Here is a 13,577-nt window from a genome sequence, read left to right as displayed (position 1 = left end):
TCAACCAAACGGTTGGCAGCAGGCCTCGCCTGTGGTCAAGTGGCGCACCAAATACCAGCGCAGCATCGGATTCCCATGAGCAACATCAATCCCGATCCGTTCACGACCAGGCCGGAAATCGAAGGCACGTTCGGCGTCGTGACCTCGACCCACTGGATCGCCACCGCAGTCGGGATGGGCATCCTGGAAAAGGGCGGCAATGCGTTCGATGCGGGCGTTGCCACCGCCTTCACGCTGCAAATCGTCGAGCCGCATCTGAACGGCCCGGGCGGCGATGTGCCCATCATCGTGCATGACACCAAGCGCGGCCGCACCGAAGTGATCTGCGGCCAGGGCCCGGCACCGGCGGGCGCCACCATCGCGCATTACCGCAGCGAGGGGCTGGAGATGGTGCCCGGCACCGGGTTGCTCGCGGCCTGCGTGCCCGGCACGTTCGAATCCTGGATGTTGCTGCTCCGCGATTACGGCACGATGCGGCTGCGCGACGTGCTCGAACCCGCAATCGCCTATGCCCGCGACGGCTATCCGTTGGTGGAGCGCGCGGCGGCGACGATCCAGATCGTCGAAAAACTGTTCCGCAATCACTGGAAGACATCGGCCGCGGTCTATCTGCCGAACAATGAAGTGCCAAAACCCGGCACGCTCTTCACCAACAAGCAGCTCTCGGAAACCTACGCCCGCATCCTGAAGGAAGCCGAGAGCGCCGGCGGCGATCGCGTCGCGCAGATCGAAGCCGCGCGCAAGGCCTGGTCGCACGGCTTCGTCGCGGAGGCGATCGATAAGTTCTGCCGCACGCAGGACGTCATGGACGTCAGCGGCTCGCCGCATCGCGGCGTCCTCCGTGCCGACGACATGGCGCGCTGGCAGCCGACCGTCGAGGCGCCGCTGACCTATGATTACGGCCGCTACACCGTGTGCAAGCCCGGTGTCTGGAGCCAGGGCCCTGTCATGCTGCAGCAACTCGCGCTGTTGAAGGGCTTCGAACTCGACGGGCTCGATCCCGCCGGGCCCGAATTCATCCATCTGCAGACCGAATGCGCCAAGCTCGCTTTCGCCGACCGCGAGAAATTCTACGGCGATCCAAAGTTTACCGACATCCCGATCGCGACCTTGCTGTCGGACGCCTATAACGACGAGCGCCGCAAGCTGATCTCGAGGGACAAGGCCTCGCTCGATTTCCTCCCCGGCTCCGTGGAAGGTTTCGGGTCGGTCGTTAAACTGCGCCGCGCCGAAGGCCATCGCGAGGCGGTTGGCGCCATGGGCGCCGGCGAGCCGACCGTCGGCCGCTTCGGCGAGGTGCGCGGCGACACCGTGCATTTCGACATCATCGACCAGGCCGGCAACATGATCTCGGCGACGCCGTCCGGCGGCTGGCTGCAATCCTCGCCGGTGATTCCCGAACTCGGCTTCTGCCTCGGCAGCCGCGCCCAGATGTTCTGGCTCGAGGAAGACCATCCCGCGGCACTGGCGCCGGGCAAGCGCCCGCGCACCACGCTCTCGCCGACCATGGCGCTACGCGACGGCGAGCCGTACATGGCCTGGGGTTCGCCCGGCGGCGACCAGCAGGATCAATGGACCACGCAGTTCTTCCTGCGCCATGTCCACGCCAATCTGAACCTGCAGGAAGCGATCGACGCGCCGGCATGGCACTCCGAACATTTCCCGATCTCGTTCTGGCCGCGCACCGCCCGGCCCGGCGTGCTGGTCGTTGAAAACCGCGTGCCGAAGGCGACTATCGATACCTTGAAGAGCCGCGGCCATGTCGTCGAGGTCGGCCCCGACTGGTCGGAAGGCCGCCTCACCGCCGCCTCCAAGGTCGGCCGCCGCCGCCGTGCGGCCGCCAATCCCCGGGGCATGCAAGGCTACGCGGCCGGACGATAAGGGCTTCAGATGACTTGTAAGGTTTGAGATGACTTGGTCGATCATCGCGCGCGATCCCGCAACCGGCCAGTTCGGCATCGCGGTCGCGACCAAATTCTTCGCAGTCGGCGCGCGCGTACCGCATGTCGTGGCCGGCATCGGCGGCATCGCGACCCAGGCGCTGGTTAATCCCTATTACGGCATCGACGGCGTGAAACTGTTGAGCCAGGGACGTGAGCCGGACGACATCCTCAAGACCCTTGTTGCCACCGACGACGGCCGCGAAAGCCGGCAATTGCACATCATGGACGCGAAAGGCCGCATCGCCGCGCATACCGGCCGCGATTGCGTCGACTGGTGCGGACACATTCAGGGCGACGGCTTCTCGATCGCGGGCAACATGCTGGCCGGCGCCGCCGTGCTCGACGACACCGCAAAAGCCTATGTCGCCAATGCTGGCCTGCCCTTTCCCCGCCGGCTGATCGCCGCGATGCATGCGGGCGAAGCGGCGGGCGGCGACAAGCGTGGCAAGCAGTCCGCGGCGCTGCTGATCCATGGCGAGGAGGAATGGTCCGAGCTCAATTTGCGTGTCGACGACCATACCGATCCGCTGCGCGAGCTCGAGCGGCTGGAAGAAGTGAGCCGCGAGCGCTGGGTGCATTTCCGCGCATTCATGCCGACGCGCAAAAACCCGGCCGGAATCACCGATCGCGCGACCATCGACGCCGGCATCGAGGCCAGCATCAAAGCGGCGACCGCAGGCAAGGCATGACCTCAAGAGCGTTTTCCAGCGAAGTGGAAACCGGTTCGCGTCAAGAAAACGCGTCAAATCCAGAATCCAGTCCGCTGATCGAGATCGAGGGCCTGCGCGTCGTGTTTCATGGCGACGACGGCCGCGCCACCCATGCGGTCGACGCAGTCGATCTCAGCGTGGCCAATGGCGCGACACTCGGACTGGTCGGCGAATCCGGCTGCGGCAAGAGCGTGACGTCACTGGCCATCATGGGACTTTTGTCGAAACATTCGGCCGAAGTGTCCGGCTCGATCCGCTTCGACGGTTTTGATCTGCTCGACGTCCCCGACGAGACCCTCCGCGACCTGCGCGGCAACCGGCTGGCGATGATTTTCCAGGAGCCGATGACCTCGCTCAATCCGAGCTTCACCATCGGCGACCAGATCATCGAGACCATCCTGCGCCATCGCGGCGGCTCGAAGCGCCAGGCGCGCGAGCGCGCCATCGAACTGCTGCGCCGCGTGCACATCCCCTCGCCCGACAAGCGCATCGACGAATATCCGCACAAGCTCTCCGGCGGCATGCGCCAGCGCGTGATGATCGCGATGGCGCTGGCCTGCGATCCCCGCCTCTTGATCGCGGACGAGCCGACCACCGCGCTCGACGTTACCCTTCAAGCGCAGATCCTCGATCTGATGCGCGAGCTGAAGGCCGCGAGCGGCGCGGCGATCATCCTGATCACGCACGATCTCGGCGTGGTCGCCGAGGTCTGCGACGAGGTCGCCGTGATGTATGCCGGCGAGATCGTCGAGCGCGCGCCGGTCGATGAATTGTTCGCCAACCCGCAGCATCCCTACACCGTCGGCCTGCTCGGCTCGATTCCGCGGCTCGACCGCCGCGCCTCGCATCTCGCCACCATCGAGGGCATGGTGCCGAACATGGCCAATCCGCCGCCCGGCTGCCGCTTCTCGGCGCGGTGTCCCTTTGTCGCTGACATCTGCGTCGCGGCGGCGCCGCCGCTGGCGACCCTCAGCCCCGGCCACGCCTCGCGCTGCATCAGGGCGCCGCTGGAGCGGCTGGTGTCATGACCGCGCTGCTCGAAGTTGAAGGACTCGTAAAACATTTCGTCGCGGGACGTTCGGTGTTCGGCCGCGCCACCGCCTTCGTCAAGGCCGTCGACGGCGTCAGTTTCCGCGTCGAGGCCGGCAAGACGCTGGCGCTGGTCGGCGAATCCGGCTGCGGCAAATCCACCGTGAGCCGGCTGGTGCTGCGGCTGATCGAACCGGACGCCGGCAGCGTTCGCTTCGAGGGCCGCGATCTGCTGGCGCTCGATGCCAATGCATTGCGCAACTTCCGCCGTGACGCGCAGATCATCTTCCAGGACCCTTACGCCTCGCTCAACCCGCGCATGACCGTCAGCCAGATCCTGACCGAGCCGCTGGCGCTGCACGACCTGGTGCCCGCGCCGCGCCGCCGCGAGCGGGTCGAGGAATTGCTGCGGCTGGTCGGGCTGGAGCCGCGCTTTGCGCGGCGCTATCCGCATGAATTTTCCGGTGGCCAGCGCCAGCGCATCGCCATCGCACGGGCGCTGGCGGTGGAACCGAAACTGATCATCTGCGACGAGCCGGTATCGGCGCTCGACGTCTCGATCCGCTCGCAAATCCTGAACCTGCTGCGTGATTTGCAGAACCGGCTTGGGCTCGCCTATATCTTCGTCTCGCACGATCTGGCCGTCGTAAAACACATCGCCGACCGCGTCGCGGTGATGAATCTCGGCGTCATCGTCGAGACCGCGGACGCACAGGCATTGTTTGCCGCCCCGCGGCATCCCTATAGCCGGGCTCTGTTGTCAGCTATTCCCGTACCCAAGCCGCAGGCCAAACGCAGCCGCATCGTGCTGCAGGGCGAGATGCCGAGCGCGCTCGATCCGCCGTCCGGCTGCCGCTTTCATACCCGCTGCCCCTACGTGGTCGAGCGCTGCCGCACCGACGTGCCGCAACTCTTGGCCGACAGCACGGGGCACGCCACCGCTTGCCATCGGATGGCGGAACTGCCGGCGCCTGATAGCATCGTTCCAAGTGATGGCGGCTTTTCTCCGGTGCTGGAAAAATTGGTCGCCGCCTTTGGGCGGGCGGAAGGTGCGGGCCGTAACGGGGTTGATATATCAGGAACACGACCGGCAGCAGTGTAATCAAGGGGATTGTTGCGATGAAAATCTTGCGTTTAGCGGTAACTGCGGCAGCTCTGTTGCTGTCGTTCGAGGCGAGTGTTCAGGCCCAGACCACGCTGCGCATCGGCCTGGCCGAGGACCCGGACATTCTCGATCCGACGCTCGGGCGTACCTATGTCGGCCGCATCGTGTTCGCATCATTGTGCGACAAGCTGTTCGACATCGACGAAAAGATCAACATCGTGCCGCAGCTCGCGCTGTCGCATGAGACCTCGGCCGACGGCAAGGAGGTCATCATCAAGCTGCGGCCGGGCGTGAAATTCCACGACGGCGAGCCGCTGGACGCCGAGGCCGCGAAATTCTCGCTCGACCGCCATCTGACCATGCCGACCTCGTTCCGCAAGCCGGAACTGGCGCAGCTCGACCGTGTCGACGTGATCGATCCCCTCACCATCAAACTGGTGTTGAAGACGCCGTTCTCGCCCCTGATCGCCCAGCTCACCGACCGCGCCGGCATGATGGTTTCGCCAAAGGCCGCGAAGGCCGAAGGCGACAAGTTCGGCTTGAAGCCGGTGTGTGCAGGGCCATACAAGTTCGTCGAGCGCGTGCAGCAGGACCGTATCGTGTTCGAGAAGTTCGCCGATTACTGGAACAAGGACGCGGTCAAGATCGACCGCATCGTTTATCTGCCGCTGGTCGACGCCACCGTGCGTCTCGCCAACCTGAAATCCGGCGGCCTCGATCTGATCGAACGCCTGCTCGCCACCGACATCAAGGCGGTGCAGAGCGACCCGAAGCTGAAATTATCCAGCGCCATCGAGCTCGGCTATCAGGGCGTGACGCTGAACGTCGGCAAGGACAAGACCAAGGGACCGCTCAGCCAATCCGCAAAGGTCCGCCAGGCGCTCGATCTGTCGCTCGATCGCGAGGCCATCAACCAGGTGGTGTTCAACGGCGAGTTCAAGCCCGGCAACCAATGGGTCAATCCCGACCATCCCTATTACCAGAAGGCATTTCCGGTCCGCGGCCGTGACATCGCCAAGGCCAAGGCGCTGTTGAAGGAAGCCGGCGTCACGGCGCCCGTCAGCGTCGATTTCATGGTGCCGAAGGGCGCGGAAACCGAAGCGGTGGCGCAGGTGATCCAGTCGATGGCCTCCGAAGCCGGCTTCGACATGAAGATCAGGGTCACCGAATTCGCAACCTCGCTGAAGCTGGCTGAATCAGGCGAATACCAGGCTTTCATGCTGGCCTGGAGCGGACGAATCGACCCCGACGGCAATTCCTACGTGTTCCAGAAATCCAACGCGCCGCAGAACTACAGCGCCTGGTCCAATCCCGAAGCCGACAAGGCGCTCGACGACGGCCGTCTTGTGACGGATCAGGCGCAGCGCAAAGCCATCTATGAGAAGCTCGCCAAGCTCGTGCTAGAGGAAAAGCCGCTGCTCTACATCTATCACCGCAAGATCCTGATTGCGCATAGTACAAAACTCGAGGGCTACAAGCAGATGCCGGACGGGCTGGTGCGCGTGACCGGGTTGACGCTGAAGTGAGAGGCCGACCCATGCTCACGTGTCCCGGACGCGGTGCAGCGTTATTACGCTGCTCCGCAGAGCCGGGATCTACCGTGCGGCCAGCCTGGGTCCCGGTTCAGCAGCGCAACATTGCATGTTGCGCCGCGCCCGGGACACGGGGAAAACCATGCTGAACTTCCTCGGCCAGCGTATCCTGCAGCTGATCCCGACGCTGTTCTTCGTGTCGGTCCTGATCTTTTCGCTGCAGCATCTGTTGCCCGGCGATCCCGCGCTTGTTATGGCCGGCGAGGAGCGCGATCCCGAAGTGATCGCGCAAATCCGCGCGCAGTACCGGCTCGATCAGCCGATCCCGATCCAGTACGTCTATTGGGTCAAGGGCGTGCTGTCGGGGGATTTCGGCGAGTCGCTGCGCATCAAGGTGCCGGTGCTGAGCCTGATCGCGCAGAAACTGCCGGTGACGATCCAGCTCGGCTCGATGGCGATCGTGATCGCCTTCCTGATCGGAATTCCCGCCGGCATCGTATCGGCCGTCAAGAAAGGCACGGCGTGGGACTACGGCGCCAACCTGTTCGCGCTGTGGGGCATCTCGACGCCGAATTTCTGGCTCGGCATCATGCTGATCTTCCTGTTCTCGATCGAGCTCGGCTGGCTTCCGGCCTCCGGCTATGTGCCACTGTCGGAAAACTGGCGCGCCAGCCTCGCCTCCACCATCATGCCCGCCTTCGTGCTCGGCAACGCCATCGCCGCGATCCTGATGCGGCACACCCGCAGCGCCATGCTGCAGGTGCTGGAAAGCGACTACGTCCGCACCGCCCGCGCGAAGGGCCTTTCCGAACGTTCTGTGATCCTCAAGCACGCCATGCGCAACGCGCTGACGCCGGTGATCACGCTCGGCGCGCTCGAACTCGGCACGCTGCTGTCGGGCGCGGTGCTGACCGAGCAGATTTTTTCGATTCCGGGTTTTGGAAAATTGATCGTCGACGCGGTGTTCAACCGTGACTACGCGGTCGTGCAAGGCGTCGTGCTGACGACGGCGACGATCTACATCACGCTGAATCTCGTCGCCGATATCGCCTATGTCCTCGTCAACCCGCGGCTGAGGGCATAACCCATGACCGACGTCGCTCTCGGCACCCTTTCAAAAGTCGCCTCCGATGAACTGGAGAGCCCGACCCGGCGCGCGCTGCGGCGGCTGTTCAAGCGCAAGGGCGCCGTGGTCGGCCTCGTCGTGATCGCGCTGTTCGTGGTGCTCTCGCTGTTCGCGCCGCTGATCGTGCCCTATGACCCGATCGCAACCAGTTGGTCGCTGGTGCGCAAGCCGCCGACGTGGCAGCACTGGTTCGGCACCGACGATCTCGGCCGCGATATCCTTGCCCGCGTGGTCTATGGCGCGCGGGCCTCGCTGATGGCCGGCGCGATCTCGGTCGGGATTGCGCTCGGCATCGGCGTGCCGCTCGGCTTACTGTCAGGCTATCGCGGCGGCTTTATCGACGGCCTGATCAGCCGCATCACCGATGCGATGCTGGCCTGCCCGTTCCTGATCCTCGCCATTGCGCTGGCAGCGTTTCTCGGACCGAGCCTCGGCAATGCCATGATCGCGATCGGCATCTCGGCGACGCCGATCTTCGTGCGGCTGACCCGCGGCCAGGTCATGAGCGTCAAGGTCGAGGATTATGTCGAGGCCGCGCGCGCGATGGGCAATCCGCGCTGGCGCATCGCGCTGTTCCATATCCTGCCGAACATCATGCCGGCGCTTCTGGTGCAGGCGACGCTGTCGATCGCGGCCGCCATCATTGCGGAGGCCGCACTGTCATTCCTCGGCCTCGGCCAGCAGCCGCCCTCGCCGTCCTGGGGCAGCATGCTCAACGCCGCGCAGCGCTTCCTGACCAACGCGCCCTGGATGGCGATCTGGCCGGGCCTTGCGATTTTCCTGGTGGTGCTGTCGTTCAACCTGGTCGGCGACGGCCTGCGCGACGCGCTCGATCCACGGGAGCGGTGATACTGAGGATCGGCGGCTCTAACCCCGTCATTGCGAGCGAAGCGAAGCAATCCATCTGTCCACGCGGAGGCATGGATTGCTTCGTCGCTGTGCTCCCATGCGCAAACGCCTTGCGTTTGTCGCAGGCAATGACGAGAATTGTTAAACCACGATCTCCCGCAACACCCGCCGGCAATCCATCTCGTATTCGAGGTCGATCACCGGGGGCCTTGCAAAATGCCAGGTCAGGCCCGAACGCGCGGCGCCGCGGCGGACCAGCTCTTCGGCAAACACCGGATGGAAGTCGTGGATCGTGTAGGTCTGTGCCGCCGTCGCATCCTTCCAGCCGAAGCCGAACTCGGCCATGCGCTTTTCCATGGCGCCGACCACGTAGCTGACTTTCTCCTTCAACCCGTCGGGGCTGAGGTCGCGGTAACGCACGGTGCGCTCGGCATAGGTCGCACCACCTTCGAGCGATTCGCCGCTGCCTGCGATCACGAAGCTCGGCGTCGTGTTCGCGCTCGGACGCGTGAACGAGAAGGCATAGAATGACGGCTCGGCGGGCGGGTCGATCTCGGGACAAACATTGCTGCGCGCCACCGGGTTGGTGGTGCCGTCATAGATTTCCCATTCGGCGAGCGTTTTGACATAGTGCAGGTTGAAGTTACGGAAACCCTCGTCGGTGAAGGCGGCCGGCGAACGCAGCTCGCAGGCGCAGAATGACGTCAACGGCCTGCCCGCGGCCTGAATGTATTTGGCGATCCGGGCAAAGCCTTCGGCCAGCGCCACCGGTTTGTCGAACCGCACCCGCTCGATTTCGAAACCGGGGTTGGCCGCAGCCCCGGCCGAATACTGAAACACTGCCGGGATGAACCGGTAATTGCCTGCCACAAAGTCGGTCGTCATATCCGCTCTCCGTTTCTTGTTATTCCAATTGCATGCGGACGCCCTTGGCGCCGTTGAGCAGCCGCTTCAAATGAAAGCCGGCGAGCGCATCGTCGGCATGCGCGCCGACCAGCGCCGCAAAGGCCGGCATTGCCGCCGGGTCACCGGCCTCCAGCTTGGTGAAGGCTTCGGAATATTGCGACGTCGCGGGGCTCTCAAACGCTGCCGCCGTCAACGGCTCATAGGCGCGCAGCGGCTCGCTGCGTCCGCGCAGCACGAGGTCGCCGACCGGCCGGCCGCGGAAATCCCCGGCGCCATCAGCGACCACGGCGCTGACGCAAATCCGCGTGCCCAGGAACTTGTTGGCGGCCTCCAGCCGCGCCGCCGTGTTGATGGTGTCGCCATAGGCGGTGTAGTCGAAAAACCTGCTGCCGCCGAAATTGCCGACCAGCGCGGGACCGGCGTGAACGCCGACGCGCGTGGCCCCGAAATTCACGCCCTTTTCCTTCCAGCGCAGGCGAAACTCCTGCGCCCAGAGATCGAGATCGTGGGCGCAGGCGATCGCGCGCCTGGCGTAATCAGGCTGATCCCCCGGCGCGTTGAACAGAACGTGGATCGCATCGCCGATGATCTTGGCGACCGTCCCCTCATGCGCGAACACCACGTCGGTCATGCCGCCCACATAGTCGCCGAGCAGCGTACCCAGCACGTCGGGCGCGGCGGTTTCGACCAGCGAGGTGAAACCGGTGATGTCGGTGAAGATCGCCGCGACCTCGCGCCAATGCACCTCCATGCCGTCGCTGTCGCCGATGGCGGCAAGACGGCTCGCAATCTGCGGCGAGAAATAGCGCGACAGCGAGGCGTGTGCGCGCTCGGCCTCGGCCTGGCGGCGGCGCGCCTCGCGCATCATCTCGACATGGCGGATGGTCTTGTCGATCGTCATTTCCAGATCGCCGAAATCGATCGGTTTGGTCAGGAAATCGAACGCGCCGCGATTCATCGCGGTGCGGATGTTGCTCATGTCGCCATAGGCGGACACGATGATGGTGGATTTCTTGTCTTCGGCCTCCTGCAGCTTGGCGAGCAGCGACAGCCCGTCCATGCGCGGCATGTTGATGTCGGATACCACCATGTCGACATGCGGGTTCTGCTCGATCGAGGCCAGCGCTTCGATCCCGTCATGGGCGAACACAAAGGCTACGATGCCGTCGCGGATCTGGCGACGGAATTTCTGCAGCACCAGTGCCTCGAGATCGGGCTCGTCGTCGACGACGAGGATCGTTGCGGTCATGCGGCTTGCCCGAGCCGGGTATCGATCTCGTGGCGCAGCAGCGCAAAATCGATCGGCTTGGTCAAGAGGCCGATCGCGCCGCGCTCGATCGCCTTGCGGCGGGTTTCGGCATCGCCATAGGCGGTGATCATGATGACGGGCACATCAGGCCGCGCCGCGCGCACCTTCGGCAGCATTTCAAGCCCGCTCATGCCGGGCATGTTGATGTCGGACAGGATCAGGATCAGCGACGGGTCACGCACTTCCGCAGCACGCTCCAGCGCCGCAGGCGCCGACGGCGCGAACTCCATCGTAAAGCGACCGGATTTGAGGTCGCGCCGGAACTGCTGCCGAAACAGCGTTTCGACATCGGGCTCGTCATCCACGACGAGGATGTAAACGCTCAATTTTGCCTCCAGTATCATTGGGCATGATCTTACCCGAAAACCGGTCTCCACTTTTCGGGATCATGCCTGCGCTACGCCTTTTCGCGGCAGCGTAATAATGAATTCGGTGAATACATCAGGCTCGGTCCGTACGTCGATCTTGCCCCCGTGCTGTTTCACCACGATGTCGTGACTCATCGATAATCCGAGCCCGGTTCCCTCGCCCGCGGGTTTCGTCGTGAAGAAGGGATTGAACATTTTCTCCTTCACTTCCAAGGGGATACCCGTTCCATTGTCACGAATCCGGATTTCCACCTTGTTGACGAGGTTTTTCGTCGTCGCCGTCAGAACAGGCTCAAAGCCCTCCTCGCCCGTCTCCTTGCGCTTGGTCGCGGCGTAAAAACCGTTCGAGATCAGATTGAGGAAAACCCGCGTGATTTCCTGCGGATAGAGATCGACCATGCCGGCCTCGGGATCGAAATCGCGCTTGAGCGTGATGTTGAATCCGGATTTTTCCGCCCGCGCGCCGTGATAGGCGAGGTTGAGGCTCTCCTCGATGATCGCATTGATGTCGGCGGAGCGGAGTTCGCCTGATCCCTCGCGCGAATGCAGCAGCATGTTCTTGACGATCGAGTCGGCGCGCTTGCCGTGCTGCACGACCTTTTCGAGATTTCCCTTCAGCATATGGGTGAGTTCATCGATCTCCTCGCGGGTCTTGTCGTCGAGCGCGGCGGGCTTCAGCACATCGTTCAGCTCGTCGATCAGTTCAGACGACAGCGCCGAGAAATTGTTGACGAAATTGAGTGGATTCTTGATTTCGTGGGCGATCCCGGCGGTGAGCTGGCCGAGGGACGCCAGTTTCTCGGTCTGTATCAGGCGGTCCTGCGCGGTGCGCAATTCGTCGAGAGACTCGCTCAGATCCTTGGTACGTTCGCGCAATTCTCGGAGCAACCGCGTGTTCTCGATGGCGATCACGGCCTGGTTGGCGAAGCTGCTGACAAGCGCGATCTGCTTGTCGGTAAATGGCCGGACCTCCTGGCGATAGATCGCGATCGTGCCGATCAACTCGTTTTCCTTGAGCAGCGGAACGATGACAATGGTTCGAGCCCCCGCAAGATCGGACATCGCAACAACGGCTGGATGGCCTTCGAGATAGGGCTGTTGTGTTCGAAGATCCTCGATTTGGACCGCCTGATGCGTTCTTACAATCATGCCAAGACCGCTCTTCGGGTGCGGATAGATCGGCTCATCCGCCTGAGCGACATACGCTTGCGGTACATTGAAGAGTGCAACGTTGCGGAAGCTGTTCCCGTCGTACTGATTCATCGTGCCAAAATGCGCGCCGCAGATATGCGTAGCGTTTTCGAGCATCTTCTGGAACACCGGATCCAGTTCGCCCGGAGATGAGCTGATGACTTCCAATACTTCCGATGTCGCGGTTTGCTGTTCGAGCGTTTCTCTCAGTTCTGCAGTCCTTGTCTCGACCTTCTTCTCCAGGTCGGCATAGGATTCCTGCAGCCTTGCGCCCATTTCATTGAACTGATTGGCGAGGCCTTCGAGTTCGTCGCCGGTCTTGATGCTGATGCGCTGGGCGAAATCGCCGCCGCCGATGCGTTCGGCGCCGGCTCGCAATGCCTGGATCGGGCCGACCATGCGACGTGCCAGGAAAATTCCGGCGAGCACCGCAACGATCGATGCCGCCGCGAGCAGCAAGGCAAGCCGCTGCAACGCCTGGTACAGCGAGGCGTAGGCTTCGTTGACCGGCAGTTCGACGAACATCGTCCATCCCAGCGGGGCGATCGGCGCGGATGCCGTCAGCACCTCCTGCCCCTGGATGTTCAGCGCGCCCTGCAATTCAACGGCTTCGCTCGTTCTGCCGGTGCGGGCGGCGGCCTGCACCTGCGTCAGCTTCGACATGTCGGTGTTGCGCAGCACCAGGCTGATGTCTGGATGGGCAATCAGGCGTCCCGCCGAGCCGACGACATAGGCGTGGCCGCGCTCGCCGACCTTGATCTGCGAGACCACGTCCCAGATCAGCTTCAGATTGACCTCGGCGATGCTGACACCGGCATCCTTGCGGGTGCCGGCCAGCGATAGCGTCATGTAGGGCTCGGACTCCCGGCGAAAATACACCGGCCCGTAAAACACCTTGTTGGCGACGGCTTCCGTGAATTTCGGGTCTTTGGAAAGGTCGAGGCCGGAGTCGACGACATCCATCGCCAGCCGCGACACCCGCAGGCGTTCCTTGCCGGTGGAATCGATCTGCGACAGCTCGGTGATGGCCGGCACCTGCCGCAGCAGGCGGAGCGCGTCGAACCGGCGATCCTGCAGCGATCCGGCCGACCAGGGCAATTGGGTAGTCCAGCCCAGCTGGCTTTCGATTTCCTTGATGAACTGGCCGATCTTGGCGGCGGCGGCTTCGGCCTGCTCGTGCTGGATCCGGATCAGGGAGGTTTTGTGCTCCCGATAATAGAAGAAAACCTCGAAAATCCCGTTGGAAAGCAGCGCCACGCCCACCACGGCGACGAACAGCGCGACGTATTTGGTGAACAGCCGGTTGCGGGTTTTGGTCCCGGGCGCCCCCTGCGCGGGCACAGCATTCTCCGCGGGCGAAGCAGCCGCCAGCGTGCGCCCCTCTGGGGTGCCGGGATGCAGGGAAATGCTCATCCCGGCCAAGCTATCAAGAAGCCTTGCGGTTGTCTCTTGCCGCACCGCGGCAAGCCGGAGCTCATGACGAAACGGCGGCGATCAGGACCGCCGCCG

The 13,577-nt window shown here is 63.6% G+C and carries 11 protein-coding genes; 7 read left to right on the top strand and 4 right to left on the bottom strand.

The annotated features are described in order from the left end of the window. Nucleotides 1-75 precede the first annotated feature (75 nt). From JQ611_RS04695 to JQ611_RS04665, 7 genes are all read left to right on the top strand, one after another. Nucleotides 76-1,881 (top strand): gamma-glutamyltransferase family protein, encoded by a 1,806-nt coding sequence (locus tag JQ611_RS04695; RefSeq protein WP_212464666.1) that lies wholly within the window; start codon nucleotides 76-78, stop codon nucleotides 1,879-1,881. A 28-nt stretch (nucleotides 1,882-1,909) separates the two neighbouring features. Then, nucleotides 1,910-2,632, top strand: coding sequence for a DUF1028 domain-containing protein (locus JQ611_RS04690; protein WP_212268448.1), 723 nt, complete (start codon nucleotides 1,910-1,912; stop codon nucleotides 2,630-2,632). Then, a complete protein-coding gene (locus JQ611_RS04685; RefSeq protein WP_249132925.1) occupies nucleotides 2,629-3,681 on the top strand; it encodes an ABC transporter ATP-binding protein in 1,053 nt (350 codons plus the stop codon). The genes JQ611_RS04690 and JQ611_RS04685 overlap by 4 nt, the downstream gene beginning before the upstream one ends. Then, a complete protein-coding gene (locus JQ611_RS04680; protein ID WP_212464665.1) occupies nucleotides 3,678-4,784 on the top strand; it encodes an ABC transporter ATP-binding protein in 1,107 nt (368 codons plus the stop codon). Before JQ611_RS04685 ends, JQ611_RS04680 begins: the two co-directional genes overlap by 4 nt. Before the next feature lie 17 nt (nucleotides 4,785-4,801). After that, on the top strand, nucleotides 4,802-6,313 hold the full coding sequence (locus JQ611_RS04675; RefSeq protein ID WP_212464664.1) for an ABC transporter substrate-binding protein: 1,512 nt from the start codon (nucleotides 4,802-4,804) through the stop codon (nucleotides 6,311-6,313). A gap of 148 nt (nucleotides 6,314-6,461) precedes the next feature. Continuing rightward, nucleotides 6,462-7,403, top strand: a complete 942-nt coding sequence (locus JQ611_RS04670) for an ABC transporter permease (RefSeq protein ID WP_192737237.1) — start codon at nucleotides 6,462-6,464, stop codon at nucleotides 7,401-7,403. Between the two features lie 3 nt (nucleotides 7,404-7,406). Continuing rightward, nucleotides 7,407-8,294 carry an ABC transporter permease gene (locus JQ611_RS04665; protein ID WP_212464663.1) on the top strand — a complete coding sequence of 296 codons (888 nt, stop codon included), beginning with the start codon at nucleotides 7,407-7,409 and terminating at the stop codon, nucleotides 8,292-8,294. 141 nt (nucleotides 8,295-8,435) lie between these two features. Here JQ611_RS04665 and JQ611_RS04660 read toward each other — a convergent pair whose 3' ends face one another. The 4 genes from JQ611_RS04660 to JQ611_RS04645 are packed head-to-tail and all read right to left on the bottom strand — an operon-like array spanning nucleotide 8,436 to nucleotide 13,481. After that, nucleotides 8,436-9,179, bottom strand: a complete 744-nt coding sequence (locus JQ611_RS04660) for a hypothetical protein (protein ID WP_212464662.1) — start codon at nucleotides 9,177-9,179, stop codon at nucleotides 8,436-8,438. 19 nt (nucleotides 9,180-9,198) lie between these two features. Continuing rightward, nucleotides 9,199-10,449, bottom strand: a complete 1,251-nt coding sequence (locus JQ611_RS04655) for an adenylate/guanylate cyclase domain-containing protein (protein WP_212464661.1) — start codon at nucleotides 10,447-10,449, stop codon at nucleotides 9,199-9,201. Then, complete coding sequence (locus tag JQ611_RS04650; RefSeq protein ID WP_212268458.1) at nucleotides 10,446-10,835, bottom strand: response regulator; 390 nt, start codon at nucleotides 10,833-10,835, stop codon at nucleotides 10,446-10,448. Before JQ611_RS04650 ends, JQ611_RS04655 begins: the two co-directional genes overlap by 4 nt. 60 nt (nucleotides 10,836-10,895) lie before the next feature. Further along, the gene (locus JQ611_RS04645) at nucleotides 10,896-13,481 is read right to left on the bottom strand and encodes an ATP-binding protein (protein WP_212464660.1); all 2,586 of its coding nucleotides are present in this window, start codon (nucleotides 13,479-13,481) and stop codon (nucleotides 10,896-10,898) included. Between the last annotated feature and the right edge of the window lie 96 nt (nucleotides 13,482-13,577).

This window comes from Bradyrhizobium sp. AUGA SZCCT0182 (assembly GCF_018130185.1).
In the GTDB taxonomy this organism is placed as follows: Bacteria; Pseudomonadota; Alphaproteobacteria; order Rhizobiales; family Xanthobacteraceae; genus Bradyrhizobium.
Note: the sequence above shows the minus strand (reverse complement) of the source record. Positions and strands in the feature narration are given on the sequence as shown.